Source organism: Psychrobacter aquimaris (assembly GCF_016107525.1).
GTDB lineage: Bacteria > Pseudomonadota > Gammaproteobacteria > Pseudomonadales > Moraxellaceae > Psychrobacter > Psychrobacter aquimaris.
In genome coordinates this window covers 129,613-149,096 of record NZ_JABASR010000005.1, presented here as the reverse complement: position 1 = coordinate 149,096, position 19,484 = coordinate 129,613, and the positions used below count along the sequence as shown (strand labels likewise).

Genomic DNA, 19,484 nt, shown 5'->3' with positions numbered 1-19,484 from the left:
ATAGCCATGTATTTACAGTACAGACTAGCATTATGATGGCTTGTACTCGTATTGTGCTTACGTAACGTTATGCATGTTTATAATCTTTTGCTTTTACTGCTATTTATCTTATTGTCCCAATACGTTAATCGGTACTTTGAGATAACGGGTACCATTGTCTTCTGGCTCTGGAAAATGACCTGCATCGATGTTTACTTGTACCGATGGAATAATTAGGCGCGGCATATCAAGAGTGGCATCGCGGCGCTCACGCATTTGCACAAACTCTGCTTCATTGATGCCATCTTTCACATGGATGTTGCCCAGTTTTTGTGCAGCGACAGTCGTGGTTGGACAGTGTTTGCGACCCTTGCTTGGATAATCATGACACAGATACATCATCGTATCTTCAGGCAGCGCAAGGAGCTTCTTGATTGAGTGATACAGCGTCTTGGCATCCCCACCTGGAAAGTCACAGCGAGCCGTGCCGACATCAGGAGCAAATAAAGTATCACCAACAAAGACCACGGTCTTTTCATCATCAGTGGCAATATAGGCCATATCGGCTGGCGTATGACCTGGCACATACATGACCGTAAGAGTAATATTCCCAAGCGCCAAGGTGTCGCCATCATCCGTTAGAATATCGAACTGGCTGGCATCGGTGCGAAAGCTGATATCAAAGTTGAATATTTGCTTAAATATTTTTTGCACTTCGGTGATATGTTGACCGATTACCAACTGCCCACCGAGTTTGTCTTTGACGTGTATCGCAGCGGATATATGGTCGGCATGCGCATGAGTCTCTATGATGTAAACCAGCTCCCACCCATGCTCGCGGACGAACTTAACCACCTCATCGACGCTAGTAGTACTAGTACGCCCTGACTTAGCATCAAAATCCAACACGGGATCGATGATGGCACAGACTTGTTGTTGGACGTCCGCGAGTACGTGAGTATAAGTTTCTGTGTCGCTATGTAAGAATGAATGAACTTGCATGGCTACCTCTTTGCTTTTAGATGAATATTTTATTTTTTGATAAATTGTTCAGTATAATATGCGCTGGCTTATGCTTATCGTATTTACAGCCATATATTTATCAACGATGCATACCAATATAGCAACGATTTAACATTTTATCAATTTATATAATGCAAATAATGATAACTTGCTATCACTAGCAATATCATTGATAATTAACCATCTCTTAGCTATAAATCTTAAATTTTTTATTATGTCTTATATAAGGAGCTTGCTCTGACTACTTCTACTTCAGCATTGAGCACCTCGACTACTAGCATTGATGACATGTCATCTAGCGTAGCAGACTTTGCACCTAAAGACCTTGCTGAGCAAATGCAGCAAGCGTCCATGCAAGCTAGCCAGTTATTAAAGTCGCTTTCACATCCGGATCGCTTATTACTCTTATGTCAGTTGACTCAAGGAGAGTATTGCGTCAGCGAGCTTGAAAGCTTAGTCGGTGTTGGTCAGCCAAGCCTGTCACAGCAGCTCGGTATCCTACGCAAAGATGCGCTAGTGACGACCCGCCGCGAAGGCAAGCAAATTTATTATAGTATCGCCAGTGACGATGCCTTGGCGGTGTTACATTTGTTGTATGAACGCTTTTGTGCCAAAAATGACAGCTAGTTTGTTGGCTTGAGTTTTTAGCGTCAATTTTTAGCTTCATTCTTCAGCATGACCTTGTGAATTTAGTGCTTAGCTGTAATTAAACTTTTCTTTTATTTAACTTTTTCTTTTATATTGTGATGACGTATTGCTATGCCTTCTATCGCCGCTCGTCTGATTCCTGCTTGGTTGCGTCAATACCAGCTGTCTGCCCTGCCAACTGATGTTATTGCTGGGTTGGTGGTTGGGGTGCTCGTCATTCCACAAAGCTTAGGTTATGCGGTATTGGCAGGATTGCCACCCGTCTATGGACTCTACGCGGCCATCGTTCCCGTGCTGGTCTATGCATGGATAGGCTCGAGCAATGTGCAAGCAGTAGGGCCTGTCGCTATTACTGCGATTATGACAGCCAGTAGCCTACATCCTTATGCTACAGAGGGCACTCAGCAGTATATATTGATGGCAAGTTTGCTGTCATTGATGGTTGGTACGATGTTATGGTTGGCAGGTCGGCTCAAGCTTGGCTGGATTATGCAGTTTATCAGTCGCGGCGTTTCAGCAGGCTTTATCAGTGGCGCAGCCGTATTAATTTTTATCAGTCAGCTTAAATATCTTACCGCGATTCCTATTGCGGGAAATAACTTAATCGGTTATCTATCAAGCATGCAAATGTATGCGCGCCAGCTACACCCGCTAACCTTAGTTATTGGTGTCATTGCTTTTGCACTGTTGGTTGCCAATCGCTACGGCAGCAAATGGCTATGGAAATCTTGGTTATCAGTGTCTTATGCCAAATGGGCTGAGCGGCTATTTCCGCTCATTTTGCTTGGTATTGCGATTGTTTTGAGCATCAGCTTACACTGGACCACGAACGGCGTAGCCACGATTGGTAGTATTCCACAAGGCCTACCAACCTTTACCCTGCCCTATGTACCAGACTTCGATGAAGCACTGAACCTATTACCTAGCGCAGGTTTGATGGCATTGATAATATTTGTCTCTAGCAGCTCCGTCGCTAGCAACTATGCACGCCTGCGCGGTGAGGCTTTTAACGCCAATAGCGAGCTGACTGGACTGGGGCTTGCCAATATGGCGGGCGGCTTCTTTCAAGGCTTTACCGTCGCTGGCGGATTTTCGCGCACCGCTATCAATGCCGACTCAGGGGCCAAAACACCAGTTGCAAGTTTAGTAACCGTGCTGGTCATGATTGCTGCTTTAATCGCTTTTGGCAATGCACTCGCACCACTGCCCTATGCTTTATTGGGCGCGACCATCATGGCATCAATCATCGGTCTCATTGATATGGCAACCTTAAAGTCGGCATGGCAACGCGACCGCCTAGATGCGGCCAGCTTTTTGGCAGCATTCGTTGGTGTGCTGATATTTGGATTAAATACTGGCTTGGTGATTGGTTTGATGGTGTCGTTTGCTAGCCTCATTTGGCAATCGAGTAAACCGCACGTCGCTGTGGTTGGTCAGCTAGCTGGCACAGGGCATTTTCGCAATATAAACCGTCACGATGTAGTGACATTTAGCAACTTATTGATGCTGCGTATCGATGAGAGCTTATTTTTTGGCAATAGTGAATCCGTCCATCGCAGGGTCATACAAGCCACTCAGCAATATCCCGAAGCGCATGAGGTCATACTTATCATGTCAGCGGTCAATCACATTGACTTGACGGGACAGGAGATGCTTATTAGTCTCAATCAAGAGCTTTTGAACCAAAACAAACATTTAAACTTTAGCTTTATTAAAGGGCCAGTAATGGACATTATCGAGCATACTCCGGTCATTACTACCCTCTCAGGTCAAGTGTATTTAAGCACGATGGATGCGGTAAATGCGCTAAAGGATGTCTGATCGGTCTGTGAGCGATATGTTGCTTAATCAAGCATAATTATTATTGTCTGTGACAAAATATAGATATGATAAAAGCTGTGTTATGCTAAATTGGTATAAGCCCTTAAAAAATACAGCCTTTAGAAGAGATACCTAAAGCACAGCCTTTATAAAATGGCGCTTAGCTACAATACGATACCTCCAAACGTCTTTTAATATACGCGACCGAAGCTACTTATGACCGATAATTTAACTATTTATAAGCAAATTTATCCAAGCCAATGTGTCAAGATTGCTGAGCTTGGCTACCGCTCCGTGCTCAATATTCGTCCTGATGCCGAGACAGAAATGCAGCCCAATAGCTGTGATTTTACTAGTGCCACGGCAAAAGCCAACCTTACTTATCATCACTTACCTTTTGATGATGAGCGCTTAAGTATGGCGACTGTCGAGCAGTTTGCAGCGTTTTATCGCTCGATGCCTAAACCGATATTGATGTTTTGTGGGACGGGTGCGCGTGCTAAATTGTTGTATCAAAGCGCATTGATGCAAGGTTTGTTATAACCATTACTATAAAAAAGCGATAGCGTTTACATAGCGTATATTTAGATATCTGTACATTAAGCTTAGGCTAAGACACTGCTTTTTCAGCAAACACTATACGCTAATAGCAAAATTTTCATTTTTACTCTAAAAAATAAAAAGGAGCTCTTATGAGCCATCAAGTTAGTATTACCGGACAAATCACCCCTGATCAAATACCGATGATTGCTGAAAATGGTTTTAAAACCATTATTAACAACCGTCCAGATGGTGAAGAACCAAATCAACCGACCAGCGCTGAGATTGAAGCCGCTGCTAAAAAAGCAGGTCTTGCTTATAAAGAAGTGTCTTTTGCTGGTAGTGAGCTCAATCAAAACCATGTCGAAGAATTTGCTGACTTTTTTAATCAAGCTGAGCAGCCAATGCTGATCTTTTGCCGTACCGGTAACCGCTCAACAGGTATCTACGAAGCGGCTAAGCGTATGGACTTGTTAGACGATTGATAGTGATTTAAATACCATCGCTACTGCTGAAAAAACGCCCGTCCAAATTTGGATGGGTATTTTTTTGAAACTACTGAACTATAGACTGGTTAATTTCTAATATTGAGAACATAATAAAATCTTACTTATACAGCTCAATAGGATTTTATGATGCAAAAACCGCTACTCATCATCGGCAATAAAAACTATTCGTCATGGTCATTGCGAGCTTGGCTACTACTCAAGGCATTCAATATTGACTTCGATGAACAGCTGATTGAGCTTTTTCATCCATCCGCGACACCCATTCTCAATGAACATGCACCAACAGGAAAAGTGCCAGTTTTAGTCTATGGTCAAGATGATGAAAAAGTCACGGTATGGGATACTTTAGCGATTGCCATTCACGCCAATGATTATTTGACAGACTTAGATCTTTGGACAGGATTGAGTAAGTCTGTTGCTGAGACCAATACTAGCACTAGAATAAATAGCGCTTATTGCCAAAGCATCATTGCTGAGATGCACTCAGGGCTAATGGGTATCCGTAGTGAGATGCCGATGAACATTCGAGCCATCGCGAGGATACAACCCAGCAATGCCTGCTTAAATGATATCGCGCGTATAGAAGAGATTTTTGCAGATTGTTTAAAAAATCGCTCAACAGACAGTTATCTATTTGGTCATTTCACTGCCGCTGATGCTTTTTTCGCACCAGTAGTGCTACGCTTGCAAACGTATGCCGATACCTCTGACATAGTATTGAAATCAACGACCAAACAATATTGTGAAACGATGTTAAACAATCCTCATATACAAGCTTGGCGAGAAGCAGCACTTGAAGAAACTCGCATAATTGAGGAAGATGAAGCAGGTGAGATACTTTCGTTAATTGGATCATTAGCTAAATAGTACTTAATTCATATTTATAAGCAAAAAAACCCGACGCCTTAGCATCGGGTTTTTATCTGAACTTGTAGAAAATGCATTTAAAGCTTACTGCATCACTAAGTATTCAAATGCTGATAATGCCGCTTTACTACCCTCACCCATCGCAATATTAATCTGCTTAAACGGCACAGTCGTGACGTCACCACAAGCAAAAATACCTTTGCGATCAGTACGGCAGCGCTCATCAATCTCAATCTCGCCAAAGCGGTTTAAATCAACAAAGCCTTTAACAAACTCAGTATTCGGTACTAGACCAATCTGTACGAACACCCCTGCCAAGTCACGCTCATGGATATCACCTGTACTGCGATCTTGATAGACGACAGAAGTCACTTTACCATCAGTCGCTTTGATTTCTTGCGTCGCCGCGCCAGTGACAAACTCAATATTATCTTTTTCTTTGGCTTTGTTAATCAATACCTGATCCGCTTTCAAATCATCAGCGAACTCAAGTACCGTTACATGCTTCACGATACCGGCAAGATCTAATGCCGCTTCGATACCAGAGTTACCACCACCGACGACAGCAATATCTTTGCCCTTAAAGAATGGGCCGTCACAGTGAGCGCAGAAAGCCACGCCTTTACCGATGTTCTCTTCTTCACCCGGAACACCAAGCTTACGCCACTGAGCACCCGTCGCTAAGATAATACTACGTGTCTCAAACGTCTCGCCCGTGTTTAGATGAATGCGGTAGTTTTCATCTTCCGTCTCACTGATTTCTTTGACGCTGACGTGCTCTTTTAAAGTAATATCGTATTCACGCAAATGTTTTTCAAAGTTCGCTGATAGCTCACTACCAGTCGTCAAAGGCACAGAAATCAAGTTTTCGATATCCTGCGTGTCTTTCACCTGTCCGCCGATACGGTCAGCGACCATGGTGACTTTTAAGCCTTTACGAGCGGTATAAATCGCAGCAGCAACCCCTGCAGGACCAGCACCAATAATCGTCACATCTTGCTGCTCTAACTGCTCAGCATCGTCATCAGCTTCTGCTAATAAGTCAGGGAACTGCTCTTGCAATTTTTCAATCAATTTTGCCGTGTCGATGAGACCATTGGCAAATGGCTTACCATTTAAGAATACCGCTGGTACACCTTGGATGTTATTGGCATCAACTTGCTCTTGGAATAAAGCACCATCAATCATCTCGTTACTGATGTCATCGTTCAGTAGCGCAAACTGGTTCAGCGCTTGTACGACTTCTGGGCAACTGTGGCAAGACAACGATACATAAGTTTGAAACTGCAACGGCTTGTTAAAACGCTTAATCAGCTTCTGAATACTTTCATCCAGTTTTAGCGTATGACCACCCGCTTGCAAAATAGCCAAAATCAAGGAGGTAAACTCATGACCACCTGGGATACCACTAAAAACAATACCCGTATCAGTCAATGCGCCATCGACATGACTAACTACTTTAAAGCTAATTGGACTTGGTAAGCTGTCATCAGTTGCTGTTGCATCAAAATTAATTTTATCTGTGGTACCAGCAATTTTAGACAAAAAATCAATCAACTCGGCGCGCTTATTATGGTCGCCACTACCCAATACAAAAGTAATTGGGCGAGTCATCTTTTCACTATAGCTTTTCACGGCGTCTAATAAACTTTGATCTATCATGTTTGTTCCTCATCATTACTGGATATGTAACGGCAACTATCATGTTGCACGCTCAAATATGGATTATTTGGTATTAATAATTTTATCTAAAATATTATAGGACCTAACTTTATGCCCTTTGATGTCTCTATTATCATAGGTTCTAGAAGTTTGGGCAAGCTGAGAAACTCAAATACTATGTTTTATAAAACCAATCAATATTAGTTATTTACCATTAAATTCTAATTAAACTGCTCGTTCTTATCAGATTATTATCATAGTAACGAGGTTATTTTTCCGCTACAATCAAGTGAGGCTGATAGGAATAGTTCCTATTTGTCTAGTTGCAGATTGGCTTTTTTACAGGTTCATTAAAAGGGCTGTCTGCTGCTATTAGGCCTTATCTATATTGTGTTAAATATCGTTCTGGCTTAATAAAAATCAAGTCTCAAAATCATAGCAATTCATCACAGCACTTTTAACGACAATGCGCGGATGCTTATCGTAAGCTTGCGCTTCATAACAAGGATGACAACATGAGAAAGACTGATACATGGCAAGACAACAGAGATATTATTGCTGAGCTCAAGCTGAAAGACAGCCACTTCGCGAGCATTTTTGATGAGCATACTCAGCTTGATCAGCAAATTAATCAACTGGATAAAGACTTGGTAACACACACCAGTCGCGATGAAGAAATTGAACAAATGAAACGACGAAAACTACATTTAAAAGATGAGATCTATAAGATAATTGACAAAAATAAAATTCAATCTCATGCTTAGCGCTTCATTTATTATCACAAGACAGAAGTAAAATTCTTCATTGATACATACCATAAAAAAGCCCCCATCAACTTAGGCTGATGAGGGCTTCATTTATAGTACTGATTTAACTAATAGCATTATATGCAATACTACAAACATCTAAATCGTTAAACTGATTCATGAAATCAGGAGTTAGATTTTACCAACCAGATCAAGACTTGGTTTGAGCGTTTCTTGACCAGCTTCCCAAGCTGCAGGGCAAACTTCGCCATCGTTTTCACGAACATATTGTGCTGCTTTCACTTTACGTAGCATATCTTTTGCACTACGGCCGATACCGCCAGCATGGATTTCAGCTACTTGAATCAAGCCATCAGGATCTACTAAGAATGTACCGCGCTCAGCTAAACCAGCTTCTTCAATCATAACGTTGAAACCACGAGTGATTTTACCAGTAGGATCGCCGATCATTGGATACTGTACTTTGCCGATCGCTTCTGAAGAATCATGCCATGCTTTGTGCGTGAAATGAGTATCAGTCGATACTGAGTATACTTCAACACCAAGACCTTTAAGCTCGTCGTAATGAGCGGCCATATCTTCAAGCTCAGTTGGGCAAACAAAAGTAAAATCAGCTGGGTAGAATAAAAAGATTGCCCAATTGCCTTTTACGTCTTCTGAAGTGATGGTTTTGAATTCACCATTTACATACGCATCAGCTGAAAATTCTGGGATTTCTTGATTGATAATAGACGCCATGATTGGCTCCTTTATAGTTAAGTTGATTGAAATTTTTGGTATGATTGTTTCTATCAAGCCTTTAATACTTTGGGCTACCTGACAAACTATACGCGAATTCTATCGTTAATCCAGTTAAAAGTTTTTAATGTGATGTTTTGTTTTATTAAACTTGTTAAACTATTCTCTCTAATTTTTATCATCAGTGCACTGTACGTCAGTCACTATACAACCGTTAGGTTACGTTAAGATGACATCGAGTTTGGCTATCAAACTGGTACACCAAATAAATCAGCATAATATATCGCGTTAAAAGCCCATTAATAGAGAGGTTTTATGATTACTTTACGTCAACTTGAGTTTGCTTTAGCAGTGGCCAAACACCGTCACTTCAAACGTGCAGCAGAAGACTGTAATATCTCGCAATCAGCACTGAGCTTGGGTATTGCCGAGTTAGAAAAGCAACTGGATACGCAGATTTTTGAGCGTAACAATAAGCAAGTATTGATTACCCCTATTGGTGAAGACATTCTCACGCGGGCGCAGCGGGTTTTTTCTGAAGTCAATGATTTGACCACACGCGCCCATAGCCATCAATCGCCGCTGGCGTATCCGATGACTGTCGGTATCATTCCAACGATTGCCCCTTATCTGCTACCAAAAGTATTGCCTGCGCTGCGTGCTCAATATCCTGAGTTTCGTATGACCATCGTTGAGCAACAAACAGAGCGCTTACTTGAGCAAGTACGCTACGGTCATATTGATACGGCTATTATTGCGCTGCCTTATGCGGTAGACGGCTTGCACAGCTTTGAGTTTTGGGCAGAGGATTTCTTTGCTGTATTCCCAAAAGATGACGTACACGCCACGCTTGAAACCATCAACGCTGATGAGCTGGCTACTGCCAATCTTATGTTGCTCGGCGAAGGACATTGCTTGACCGATCAGACGCTGTCTGTCTGCCATTTTGACCGTGCACAGATGAAATCAAGCTTTTCAGACGCCAGTCTAAATACTCTTATTCAGATGGCACTTGCCAATATGGGGACGACGTTAGTACCAGAGATGGCGCTCGACCAGCTGCATCTGCAGAACCAAAATGCGGTCGCTGTGCCACTGGCAGAAAAAGGCCCGCATCGTCATATTGCCTTTGTCACCCGTCTAAATTATGCCCGTGTCGATGATGTTAATTTATTGGGTAAAGTATTCAAGCAAGCCTTTGAAGATGCTGCCAATAAAAAATAATCAGTTGGTTATAAATTGCCAACAGTTATCAAATGAAGGTTAACAATGGACGATTTGTCGCAGCTAAATACTGAGCTTGGTACGATTTTCACGCGGCATTTATCCGCTATGAGTAGCCATATCACGCTAGAGCAAGTGAGAATACTTTGGCAGGATATCGCCATGCGTTATAACGAAACGCAGCGTGTTTATCATAGCTTGCAGCATATTCAGCAGTTGTTTGGGCAGTTCGAACAGGTTAAGCATAATTTGCATGAGCCGCATATCATTGCGTTAGCACTGTTCTATCATGATGTGATATATGAACCGACGCGCTCAGACAATGAGCTACAAAGCGCAGAATATGCAGTAAAGTCATTAACTGGTTATTTAAGTGCGGAGCAATGCCAGCATATCTACACGCTGATTATGATGACGGCTAGCCATCAAATTGACGAGAATGATGAATGGTCAGACAAAGCTAAAGAGAAGGATAGATATTGCGATGCCGCTTATTTACTAGATATGGACTTAAGTATTTTAGGGGCATCTTGGTCGGAGTATGAACAGTATGCTCACGCTGTACGCCAAGAGTATGCACATGTCTCAGATGGCGATTATCGCGTCGGACGCATAGCAGTATTAAAAGAATTACTGGCGCATCCAACGCTTTATCTAACAGGTTATTACTATGCACGGTTAGAAAAGCAGGCTCGAAAAAATATTGAGCACGAAATTACGCTTTTACACGCATCTTAATAAACAGCTCACTGCCCTGCCTTGCAGGATGTGAATTATAGCTTGGCGCCATGATTTCAATATCAAAGTACTGCTCAAAACGTTGCTGATATTCAGCTTTTGTGCCGCCAAACGGTGGCTCTTCTCGTCCAAAGTCTTTATCAAATAGCAACCCAATCAGCTTACCATTCGGTTTCAGTAATGCTGCCATCTGCTGCACATACTCGTCACGGCGTGATGGATTTATCGCACAAAAAAACGTCTGCTCAAGCACCCAATCAAACTGATATTGCTCAGGCGATAACTCAAAAAAGTCGGCACAGATCAAATGCTTAGCTGGAAAGTCAGGATAACGCTCAGCAAACGCTGCAATCGGCGCAGGGGCAAAATCAACCAAAGTCACATTGGTAAACCCTTGCTCATGTAGATAACCCACCTCGTAAGCATTACCCGCACCTGGCACCAGAATCGCTTGCTCTTTGGCAGACTCTGGCAGTTGATCAATATAGGCTTTGAGCGGTGGTGACACCTGCCCCATGTCCCAACCGATACTGTCTTGCTCATAACGCTGCTGCCAAAACTGCGCTTGATTGACGTTTTCCATATGACATCCCTGTATGTATGATAAATAAGAATATTATTTAAACGACATAATTGGTATCGTTATGATTAATCATATCAGTCTTATCGACATTACTGAAACCACCTAAGTATTATTTCTAATCGAGCTGACCACCTTTACCTGCCAGCATATCGTGCCAATGCTGATAATCGGGCATCGCAGTCGCCACCGTTTGCCAAAAGGCACGGCTATGATTAGCATGGTGTAAATGACACAGCTCATGGACAATCACATATTCGGTGCACGCAATAGGATAAGCAGGCAGATAAACGGATAGCCAAATCCGCCGTGCGCGCGTATTACAACTGCCCCAGCGCGTATGCATCTTTTTTAGGCGTACCTGGTTAGCATAAGCGCCGACAATCGGTTGCCATTTATCAAATAATGCAGGCATTGCTTCGGAGAGGTGTTGCCGATAATAGACAATTTTTTCATCATTGTTTAAGGTGAACGGTTGCTCTACACCCCACAACAGCAGAGTACAGTCAGCAGTTGAAGCTTGCGCTAAAGGGATTCGTTGCCGCTTATATTGCTCTAATACTTGCGGGTGGTTTGCTATCGCCCATGGCACCCGTTTCACCACTGCCTGTACGGCTTGTGCGGAGCTAATAAACAATGGTACAGATACCAGTAATTGATGTGGCTTTAAGCGAAAGTTGATATTTTTAACCCGCTTTTTGGTGATGTATAGCTCAATATCTGCTTGCGCCAAACGCTGTATCGACTTTTCTAATAAGGGAGACTGATATGCTGGTGGCACATTCATGCTCACAGCGCTTGCAGATGATTATCAAACGACATCATATGTAACTTGCTGTCTATAACAATACGCTCGCTTTTATCTACAGCATCCAGTTCTGCCGTTGCCCAACGATGTACATCTAGTGCGGTTAACTGACCTTGCCCATCACTAACGATGAAACCTGATTGCACATCATGATTGTCTGTCTTATTAGCGCTCTGATGACACAACACTGCTGCCCCCGCACAATCTGGCAGGCTAACGTCATTTATCAAGGTGCGAGTGTTTAAATCATAAATCGCTGCACAACCGCCAATCGGTGTGGTCACACATAGTAGGTTACGCGCACTATCGACCGCCACACTGGCAATATATTGATGAAAACGCTGCCATTGATTATTGGGCATAATGAGCGCTTTAAAATCAGTATCACCGCGTTTATGCATCAATACTAACGGCACATTGATATGCTTTTCGCCTTGGAATTGAATGCCTATCATCACCGTTCCATCGTCATGCATGGCTAAATGTCGCACGCTCATTTGATTGTGCTCAGGCATAATCTGCTCAAGTAAAGCACCATTATGACGGTTGAGGTAAACCAATGATGGACGCATGCTGTCTAAATTTAGCTCTTCACGCGACGCTTGCTCGGTTTTGATACCGCCATTAGCGATCACCAATGTCTCACCATCAGGATGCATAATCAGCTCATGCGGTCCAATACCATGCGAGTCATACTCTGCTATTTTTTTATAATTATCATAAGCATCATAGATACCGATTTTACCATCCAAACTTATGGTGTCATTCTCGGTCACATACAGCAACTTGCCATCTAAACTATAACAAGCATGCCCATAAAAATGACGATAAGTAGATGCTTTAATAGCAAACTTTACTTGTCCAGTTGTCGTGTCTAATACCCAAAACTTTTCGCTCGGACGGCGACCCATCACCACGACGTCTCTATTTCTAATATCGATAAACGCATTTTTAATATCAGCGACGGGCTGAACGACAATATCGTGAACACGTTCAGGCATGGTAGTTTGCCAAACGATTTGTCTATCAGCGTCGATACCGACCACACCAAAATCATTGTCAGCACGCCTATCATCATTTGCTAATGCGCTATTTTTTGGCATAGACGCCACGCCGCTAACCCAACAAATGGGTCGCGTCAATAAGGTGGTGGTATGTAGCGCACTAAAGTCAGCGACGCGATGATGATTGGTATTTTTCCGATCATCTATCGGTAAATGATAAGCTTGTTGCCATGCAGCAGCGGCTTGGTGATAGGCTTGACTAAACCGTGCTAGCTGGGGTTTTGGTGTGGAGGTTAACGACTGCAACTGCGAGCGTATGCCTACCACATAATCTTGCAAGCTGGCATCAGGGTGACGCTGCTTGCGATAACGATGATGAATACTGACAAGCGCTACGGTACCCATTATAGTAGAAAGCATCGTCAATGCTGATGTCGCTAGCAGCTCATTATTAGACTGCTTATCTTCTAGCTGCTGTTGTGATTTTTTTGCTGTCTTAGCATCGATAGAGTGCATTTTTTAATCGCCATCAGTACTGTTAAAGCCTACACGGATACCTAGTGTCGGAATCAATTGGCGCTTAATAATACGTGTGATAGTCGTGAGGTGATCATAAAGCTCTTGTTGAATGGCTTTATCAGCAGCCCCTAAGTCTTCTGGCATTTGCGCTAATAATGTCGTGGCATCAGCAAGCGCGGTCGATAAGTTATCCGCTACTTCATTTTCATTATTGCTGCCCAAAATAGCCGTCAAAACAGGATCAGTCAGTGCTTCATTCAACGTGGCCAATTTAGCATTGATAATGGCACGGCTTTGCTCTGCGGTAGCGGCTGGCAAATGACCTTTTGCCTTTCCTGTTAATCCTAGCGGTTGATCGATGGCATTAGACTTCATAGTCTCAACCAACGAGAGTAAAGAATTAAACCATTGATTCAACCCTTGATCGCTTTCAGCCGTTTTATCAATGGCTAATAGCCCAGTGGCATTTTGCTGCCAGTTTCTCTCAATATCTTTTAAGCGCGTGCTCAAAGCACTACTTGCACTAATCACATAAGCACATTGACCAGCATCCAGACTGTCATTGGCATATAGCGCTTCTTCTAATCCGGGCACCCCTTGCACGATGGCGCTCTCGTTAGCCAATTGCTCGGCGGTGAGCTTAGGATTGGCAGCAATCAGCTCGGCAACGCCACTGTGTACCAGACCGCGCTCGTCAGGATAGTAATTGATATATAAATTACTCATGCTGGCGGTCGCTGGACCGAAATTAATCATCTCAGCGCCTGCCCATGCTTGTGCGAGCACTAGCCATTGATCGCGCAGTGCTTGCAGATCGTCACCGCTAACTGGTACTTGCTGACAATGCTTTTGTGCCAAATCATGCAGTAAAGCACTCTGTCTCGCGGCATCGGCATAAGCTGGAATGACAATGTCATTTGCCACATGGGCCAAATAGGTTTTTTCAGTATCAGCACTGATTTCCACTGCCGTCACTGGATTCGCAGACGCACTACTATCTTCTGCTGCGCTGGTAGATGCTGCTTTGTCTTGCACAACTTTTTGGCTGTCTGCCTCTGATGCTTTATTGTCATCAGCAGGTTTAACGCAGCTGATAAGTAAGCCTGCGCTTAAGGCCGACAAGGCCATCGCTAAAGCATGATTTATTTTCATAAATTTCTCAATGATATTATCAATAATTATTTAAATTCTAGTCCTTACGAACTCTAGTATTTGATTGGGCGGATAACCTCATCAACACTCACTTATTTTCTTAGCCATTATTCAGTCATTTAAAATAGTTGAATGACATTATCTCTATAATGACTGTAAGAACGCATTCAATTCAGTACGACCTTGTTTATCGAGTTTGAGTACTTTTTGCTGTTGCTTTTGTGCTTCTCCGCCGTGCCATAGCACCGCTTCCATCAACGTACGGGCGCGACCATCATGCAAAAACGTTGCTTGTGGATCGACGGTTTGTGCCAGACCAATACCCCATAAAGCAGGCGTACGCCATTCATAAGAATTGGCTAAAAACTCGACTTGGATATCTTTTGCGGGTAATTTTCCAGCAATCGTGCGGTCGGCAAGATCATCACCCATGTCATGTAACAGTAAATCCGTATAAGGATAAATCACTTGTCCATGCTGCTCAAGATGGTCATCGTCGGTTTTTGGCAACTGATATCTTGGTGTATGGCAACTTTGGCAACCCATATCATAAAAGCGTTTTTTGCCCGCTAGCACTAGCTTATCGTCAGCATCGCGGCGATGTGGTACGGCTAAATTTCGCGTATAAAACTCCACAAACTTCGCTACTTCATCATTGACTTCGACGGGCGGCTTACCATTGCCTTGTTCATCAGCACCAGTCGTCGCATTCATACAAGCAGTCTGTGTCGGCATACAGGATTCATGAGGACGTATATTTGAGGTCAAGCCCATGTCTTCATTAAAAGCACTTTGGTTTTGGGTGATAAGCTTGGTTTGCCCTGCTTTCCAGCCAAAGCGTCCAAGGGCATGCTTGCCAGTCTGTGGATCCATCACCCAGTTGAACTTACCACTGATATCGCCATTCGTACTATTTTTATTATCAACTGCTTGTTTTTTAATCGCTTCATCAGGTATTTGCTCGAGTAATCCAAGCCCAATCATCGGTAAAGCCACTCGCGGCGACACCATCAAATCATCATCAAATGCCCCATAACCTGGTTTGGTTAAATTAAAGGTGGGCGCACGTAATGTTTCGATGTGACCATCTGCAAAAGTAACAGGCTTGTCTGTCCACTGCACCGCGATTCGGGCTTCAGCAGGCACACCTTGAATACCTCGATCTTGTAGCTGACCGCCATACATAGGATGAACGACTTTTTCGATAAGTGAGTTTTGCAATTGCTGACGCTGCTCATCAGTAGTCGCTGGCATTGCAAGGCGAATAAGCAAGCTATCGGCATCGTCATCACTGGTCATCGGCGCATGACCGCGACCGTCCTTGACATGGCACGACTGGCAGGCAGCAACATTGAACAATGCGCCCAAACCATCGCGGCTGTCGGTGCTGGCAGGGGCAATCACCCACGGCTGCCGAAAGAACGCATTACCAATAAAGAAATGCCCTTTCCGTGACGCGGTCAAGTTTGATGAAGGTTTAGAGTAACTCTCAGCGCTGCTAATACTAATACTAATACCAGTATCACCACCTTGCTTGACCTCTTGCGGATCAAAGCTTGCCAATTGCTGCATTGGTACACCAGCGAGCGTTTCGATGGTTTGGAGGCGTTCAGATGTTAGCGTTTGGTTGTCAGCATTATTTATGGCAGATTTTTCATTTTCAGAAACGTCATCAGAAACACTGTCCATCGGCTGACAGGCACTAAGGGATAGCACGCATAGAATACCAAACGCTGGCTTTAATAGTGTAGTTTTGATGACAAAAGATGTGTAAAAAGAGGCAGAGGCTTTAGCTTTGAAGACATTTGTGGTGTTCATCGTGGTGTTCATAAAGAGTACCTTAGTTCTAATCTAGAACCATTAAAATCGCATGCTATAAAGTGCTTCACTTCTAGTCGATAAGGTACAGCAATGCACTGACCTATCAGGCTATTTTAATACGGTAAAAAATACGCTGCCAACGGTGGTTGACAACGTGTGTATTATACCTAAATTATTTTTCCATAAAAATAAGTCTCATTAGCTTATAGCGACTTGTCAGGCATTATAAATATAGGGTCTGTTGAAAAGACCCTAATTAAGCTTTGAATACGAAGACGTCTCAACTTAAAACTGCGAGCCTGCGTCAGCATCTAAATTGTCAATACCAACCGCTTTTGCCGCATTTTCGATACCAGCTGTCAGCTCTTGTAAGCTAGTGATACTATTTTCAATCCAGCTACGACGGACATTTTGCTCTTCAGCTGAAATACCTTGTTTGCTCACTTGACCAGCAGTGGCAATCATTTGATCAACTTTGATGCCTTCTTTTTCGCCTTTTTCAACGATCACATTAAAGGCGGCTTCTACCTTAGCAAAGTCGGCAGCCAATTTATCAGCCGCTTCTTTGTTGTTCGTATCGACGAGATAGTTTTTAACACCATAACCGCCAACGGTCTTACCTGCGACCGTCTTATAGCTGCCGTTAAAGACATTTTGAATACCACGGGCATTGTTGGCATAGCTCAAATGCGTCAGATCACTAAAGCATTCGTGCTCATCTTCGGTAGAGCCCGTCACAAACGCAACCTGCATACGCTCAGAAGCAAGCTCACCCAGTGCTAGGCTGCCCATCTGATACATGATTTGGCGTAAACCATTATCGTATTTACGAGCCATCAGATCGCTACGTAAGGTATTTTCACTCTCAGGCTGCCACTCAGCTTCCATTGCAGTCAAATCATCAACCAATAATTGAGTCGCTGCTTTTAAGAACGCGCCACGACGCTCACATATACCAGCATCCTCATTGACCGTCTCACCACTGGTACATTGGCCCGCCTCAGTCACATAATCAGTCACTGGACGATTGCCTGCACCTTCGCCAATGCCGTTGGTATCTTGACCCCATAGCATAAATTCAATCGCATGGTAGCCGGTCGTCACATTGGCTTCACTACCACCAATCTCATTCATTTCTGCTAACAGCTCAGGCGTGATCGTGCTGGTATCTTGTTTGATACTACCGACCGTAATGCTATCGCTATTGATGATATTATCTTGGCTATTATATTCACCTTCATAGCTATCACTAACGTAGTCAATCAGCGCTTCATCAAGTGGCCAAGCATTTACCTGTCCTTCCCAACCATCGATACTACCGAGTGCTCGCTTATCATTAGCTGTCACAAAGCCTTCATCAAAACGAAAAATCTCAGTTTGCGAATACGGCTGGCGCGCTGCTTTATACGCCGCTTTTGCCGCATCAAGGTTTGCTTGGGTTGGTGTTGTCACATATGTTTCTACTGCCGCTTGCAGGACTTTAGCAGTATCTAGCGAATCTTTGTAAGCAGCATGCGCCATGTTGGCATAGCTAATCACAAGTCTATCGGTATAAGCTTGATCAGCCGCTGATAGTTTCGTCGTATCGGCGGCTGTTGTGTCTTGCACTGCTGTTTGCGCATCGGCAGTAGTGTCTGTGTCTTCCTTGGCTTGCTTGGTACAACCCGACAGCATTAACAACCCTGCAAGTGCAGCAGCTAAAGTAGTTGGTAAAATCTTACGGCTCGTTACTGTGGTAATCGTCATACATATCCTCAAAAAGTATCGCAAAAGAAAAATGGGCTTTGAATAATAAAGAGCATTAGGGCATACCCTCATTTTAAATAATGCTGATAAAAACGAGGTAAATGACAGTCAAACAAGAAAAACAGCGCAGATAATATCAAGATATTGACCAGAAATTTGATGCTATTAGACAAAATTTAGCTGTTTCTAGTCTATTTGGATCACAATCAATTGAATTGAGAATCTACCCTAGTATCGCCACAATAACAAAGCTTTATAAATTATAGTGTTATTGATAATCATTATCAATATTTAATTAATATTAATATAACCATTTAGCTAACGATTGTTTTATAAATAAAAACACGAAAAACAGCTCTAAATTGGTTTGAAGCTAACGGAATCGTAACACCTAAAATCATTTTGAATTTAAAACCTAAATATCAGACATAAAAAAAGGCCAGTTTATCACTGACCTTTTCAAGACTATAATGACAGCCAAACTATCAGCTGAATTAACGTACGCTGCTTGGCGCATTGATCGTTAATTCAACACGGCGGTTTTGCTGACGACCATACTCGGTGCTGTTATCAGCAATTGGACGAGACTCACCATAAGCGACGACATTGATACGACTAGAAGCCACACCGCGTGCGCTTAAATAGTTCGCTACTGCATAAGCACGATCACGTGATAATTTCAGGTTATAAGCATCAGAACCTGTGCTATCAGTATAGCCAGCAACGGTTATCGTGTTTTGGTTATACTCATTTAGCGTTGCTGCAAGCTTATCAAGCGTTGGTCTAAATGATGGGTTTAAAGTCGCATCATCAAATGAGAATGTGATGTTGCCTGGCATTACTAGGTCAATATTACCGTTCGCATTTGGCTTAACCGTTACACCCGTACCAGCCATTTGCTGCTCAAGCTGCTTGGCTTGACGCTCCATATAATAACCAACGCCCGCACCTAGTGCTGCACCGATAGCGGCATCACGACCAGTGTTATCGCCACCTGTTGCTTTTGAAATAACACCGCCACCTAAAGCACCTGCCAATGTACCAATAGCAGTTTTGTTCAAGCGTTGTTGTCCAGTGTTTGGATCAGTAGCACAACCACTAAGAACCAAACCTGACGCTACTGCTGCAATCATTAATGTATTACGCATAATATTTCCTCTTAAGTTTAAAAAATTATAGACAAAGTGTGCTTTTTATAAATATTTTCTGTTAATTCCGTCTAGGTGCTTGTATACACTCGTCATTATTATGGCAATTACAATCTAACCATGTGTAATATTTTGTCACACCTCTGTATGAGAAGTGCAGAATGCTTTAATGAGGCTTTCACAGTGATTG

Annotated in this window: 18 protein-coding genes; 8 read left to right on the top strand and 10 right to left on the bottom strand. The window is 43.0% G+C overall.

All coding sequences use genetic code 11. The features are described 5' to 3' along the window. Positions 1 to 108: 108 nt before the first annotated feature. Positions 109 to 981 (bottom strand): MBL fold metallo-hydrolase, encoded by an 873-nt coding sequence (locus tag JFC10_RS06225; protein WP_198332129.1) that lies wholly within the window; start codon positions 979 to 981, stop codon positions 109 to 111. A gap of 309 nt (positions 982 to 1,290) precedes the next feature. Between JFC10_RS06225 and JFC10_RS06220 the strand changes: the two genes are divergently transcribed. The 5 genes from JFC10_RS06220 to JFC10_RS06200 all read left to right on the top strand — a co-directional run bounded on the left by JFC10_RS06220 (position 1,291) and on the right by JFC10_RS06200 (position 5,387). Further along, entirely contained in the window at positions 1,291 to 1,629 is a 339-nt protein-coding gene (locus JFC10_RS06220) for an ArsR/SmtB family transcription factor (RefSeq protein ID WP_226914721.1), read from the top strand. A gap of 132 nt (positions 1,630 to 1,761) precedes the next feature. Beyond that, positions 1,762 to 3,471: a SulP family inorganic anion transporter gene (locus JFC10_RS06215; RefSeq protein WP_198332128.1), complete on the top strand. Its 1,710-nt coding sequence runs from the start codon at positions 1,762 to 1,764 to the stop codon at positions 3,469 to 3,471. A 216-nt stretch (positions 3,472 to 3,687) separates the two neighbouring features. Further along, on the top strand, positions 3,688 to 4,014 hold the full coding sequence (locus tag JFC10_RS06210; RefSeq protein ID WP_193013354.1) for a beta-lactamase hydrolase domain-containing protein: 327 nt from the start codon (positions 3,688 to 3,690) through the stop codon (positions 4,012 to 4,014). A gap of 149 nt (positions 4,015 to 4,163) precedes the next feature. After that, positions 4,164 to 4,496: a TIGR01244 family sulfur transferase gene (locus JFC10_RS06205; protein WP_020444228.1), complete on the top strand. Its 333-nt coding sequence runs from the start codon at positions 4,164 to 4,166 to the stop codon at positions 4,494 to 4,496. 147 nt (positions 4,497 to 4,643) lie between these two features. Next, positions 4,644 to 5,387, top strand: coding sequence for a glutathione S-transferase family protein (locus JFC10_RS06200; protein ID WP_227685946.1), 744 nt, complete (start codon positions 4,644 to 4,646; stop codon positions 5,385 to 5,387). 84 nt (positions 5,388 to 5,471) lie between these two features. Here JFC10_RS06200 and ahpF read toward each other — a convergent pair whose 3' ends face one another. Continuing rightward, on the bottom strand, positions 5,472 to 7,049 hold the full coding sequence (ahpF, locus tag JFC10_RS06195; protein ID WP_198332127.1) for an alkyl hydroperoxide reductase subunit F: 1,578 nt from the start codon (positions 7,047 to 7,049) through the stop codon (positions 5,472 to 5,474). 515 nt (positions 7,050 to 7,564) lie between these two features. On the opposite strand from ahpF, the gene JFC10_RS06190 reads away from it, so the two are divergent. Further along, entirely contained in the window at positions 7,565 to 7,813 is a 249-nt protein-coding gene (locus JFC10_RS06190; RefSeq protein ID WP_193013357.1) for a YdcH family protein, read from the top strand. A 174-nt stretch (positions 7,814 to 7,987) separates the two neighbouring features. Here the strand turns inward: JFC10_RS06190 and ahpC are convergent, their stop codons facing one another. Then, positions 7,988 to 8,554, bottom strand: a complete 567-nt coding sequence (ahpC, locus tag JFC10_RS06185; RefSeq protein ID WP_193013358.1) for an alkyl hydroperoxide reductase subunit C — start codon at positions 8,552 to 8,554, stop codon at positions 7,988 to 7,990. A 315-nt stretch (positions 8,555 to 8,869) separates the two neighbouring features. Between ahpC and JFC10_RS06180 the strand changes: the two genes are divergently transcribed. Together JFC10_RS06180 and JFC10_RS06175 are read left to right on the top strand one after the other, a co-directional pair. After that, positions 8,870 to 9,778 carry a hydrogen peroxide-inducible genes activator gene (locus JFC10_RS06180; protein ID WP_193013359.1) on the top strand — a complete coding sequence of 303 codons (909 nt, stop codon included), beginning with the start codon at positions 8,870 to 8,872 and terminating at the stop codon, positions 9,776 to 9,778. 45 nt (positions 9,779 to 9,823) lie between these two features. After that, on the top strand, positions 9,824 to 10,516 hold the full coding sequence (locus JFC10_RS06175) for an HD domain-containing protein (RefSeq protein ID WP_198332126.1): 693 nt from the start codon (positions 9,824 to 9,826) through the stop codon (positions 10,514 to 10,516). Here JFC10_RS06175 and JFC10_RS06170 read toward each other — a convergent pair. From JFC10_RS06170 to JFC10_RS06140, 7 genes are all read right to left on the bottom strand, one after another. Then, positions 10,494 to 11,099 (bottom strand): methyltransferase domain-containing protein, encoded by a 606-nt coding sequence (locus JFC10_RS06170; protein WP_198332125.1) that lies wholly within the window; start codon positions 11,097 to 11,099, stop codon positions 10,494 to 10,496. The genes JFC10_RS06175 and JFC10_RS06170 overlap by 23 nt on opposite strands. Before the next feature lie 115 nt (positions 11,100 to 11,214). Then, on the bottom strand, positions 11,215 to 11,883 hold the full coding sequence (locus JFC10_RS06165; RefSeq protein ID WP_198332124.1) for a M48 family metallopeptidase: 669 nt from the start codon (positions 11,881 to 11,883) through the stop codon (positions 11,215 to 11,217). Between the two features lie 2 nt (positions 11,884 to 11,885). Beyond that, positions 11,886 to 13,424, bottom strand: coding sequence for a DUF1513 domain-containing protein (locus JFC10_RS06160; RefSeq protein ID WP_198332123.1), 1,539 nt, complete (start codon positions 13,422 to 13,424; stop codon positions 11,886 to 11,888). Positions 13,425 to 13,427: 3 nt separating this feature from the next. After that, entirely contained in the window at positions 13,428 to 14,579 is a 1,152-nt protein-coding gene (locus JFC10_RS06155) for an imelysin family protein (protein WP_198332122.1), read from the bottom strand. Positions 14,580 to 14,723: 144 nt separating this feature from the next. Beyond that, positions 14,724 to 16,409 carry a di-heme oxidoreductase family protein gene (locus JFC10_RS06150; RefSeq protein WP_406947330.1) on the bottom strand — a complete coding sequence of 562 codons (1,686 nt, stop codon included), beginning with the start codon at positions 16,407 to 16,409 and terminating at the stop codon, positions 14,724 to 14,726. Positions 16,410 to 16,685: 276 nt separating this feature from the next. Next, entirely contained in the window at positions 16,686 to 18,146 is a 1,461-nt protein-coding gene (locus tag JFC10_RS06145; protein ID WP_198332121.1) for an imelysin family protein, read from the bottom strand. A 494-nt stretch (positions 18,147 to 18,640) separates the two neighbouring features. Continuing rightward, positions 18,641 to 19,294, bottom strand: coding sequence for an OmpA family protein (locus JFC10_RS06140; RefSeq protein ID WP_193013367.1), 654 nt, complete (start codon positions 19,292 to 19,294; stop codon positions 18,641 to 18,643). Positions 19,295 to 19,484 lie beyond the last annotated feature (190 nt).

What these genes read in the sequence shown, in the direction of transcription:
- JFC10_RS06165 (WP_198332124.1), bottom strand. Translation starts at nt 11,883, where the DNA reads ATGAATGTGCCACCAGCATATCAGTCTCCCTTATTAGAAAAGTCGATA.
- JFC10_RS06215 (WP_198332128.1), top strand. Translation starts at nt 1,762, where the DNA reads ATGCCTTCTATCGCCGCTCGTCTGATTCCTGCTTGGTTGCGTCAATAC.
- JFC10_RS06175 (WP_198332126.1), top strand. Translation starts at nt 9,824, where the DNA reads ATGGACGATTTGTCGCAGCTAAATACTGAGCTTGGTACGATTTTCACG.
- JFC10_RS06225 (WP_198332129.1), bottom strand. Translation starts at nt 981, where the DNA reads ATGCAAGTTCATTCATTCTTACATAGCGACACAGAAACTTATACTCAC.
- JFC10_RS06220 (WP_226914721.1), top strand. Translation starts at nt 1,291, where the DNA reads ATGTCATCTAGCGTAGCAGACTTTGCACCTAAAGACCTTGCTGAGCAA.
- JFC10_RS06150 (WP_406947330.1), bottom strand. Translation starts at nt 16,409, where the DNA reads ATGAACACCACGATGAACACCACAAATGTCTTCAAAGCTAAAGCCTCT.
- JFC10_RS06180 (WP_193013359.1), top strand. Translation starts at nt 8,870, where the DNA reads ATGATTACTTTACGTCAACTTGAGTTTGCTTTAGCAGTGGCCAAACAC.
- JFC10_RS06155 (WP_198332122.1), bottom strand. Translation starts at nt 14,579, where the DNA reads ATGAAAATAAATCATGCTTTAGCGATGGCCTTGTCGGCCTTAAGCGCA.
- JFC10_RS06160 (WP_198332123.1), bottom strand. Translation starts at nt 13,424, where the DNA reads ATGCACTCTATCGATGCTAAGACAGCAAAAAAATCACAACAGCAGCTA.
- JFC10_RS06205 (WP_020444228.1), top strand. Translation starts at nt 4,164, where the DNA reads ATGAGCCATCAAGTTAGTATTACCGGACAAATCACCCCTGATCAAATA.
- JFC10_RS06145 (WP_198332121.1), bottom strand. Translation starts at nt 18,146, where the DNA reads ATGACGATTACCACAGTAACGAGCCGTAAGATTTTACCAACTACTTTA.
- ahpF (WP_198332127.1), bottom strand. Translation starts at nt 7,049, where the DNA reads ATGATAGATCAAAGTTTATTAGACGCCGTGAAAAGCTATAGTGAAAAG.
- JFC10_RS06170 (WP_198332125.1), bottom strand. Translation starts at nt 11,099, where the DNA reads ATGGAAAACGTCAATCAAGCGCAGTTTTGGCAGCAGCGTTATGAGCAA.
- ahpC (WP_193013358.1), bottom strand. Translation starts at nt 8,554, where the DNA reads ATGGCGTCTATTATCAATCAAGAAATCCCAGAATTTTCAGCTGATGCG.
- JFC10_RS06190 (WP_193013357.1), top strand. Translation starts at nt 7,565, where the DNA reads ATGAGAAAGACTGATACATGGCAAGACAACAGAGATATTATTGCTGAG.
- JFC10_RS06200 (WP_227685946.1), top strand. Translation starts at nt 4,644, where the DNA reads ATGATGCAAAAACCGCTACTCATCATCGGCAATAAAAACTATTCGTCA.
- JFC10_RS06210 (WP_193013354.1), top strand. Translation starts at nt 3,688, where the DNA reads ATGACCGATAATTTAACTATTTATAAGCAAATTTATCCAAGCCAATGT.
- JFC10_RS06140 (WP_193013367.1), bottom strand. Translation starts at nt 19,294, where the DNA reads ATGCGTAATACATTAATGATTGCAGCAGTAGCGTCAGGTTTGGTTCTT.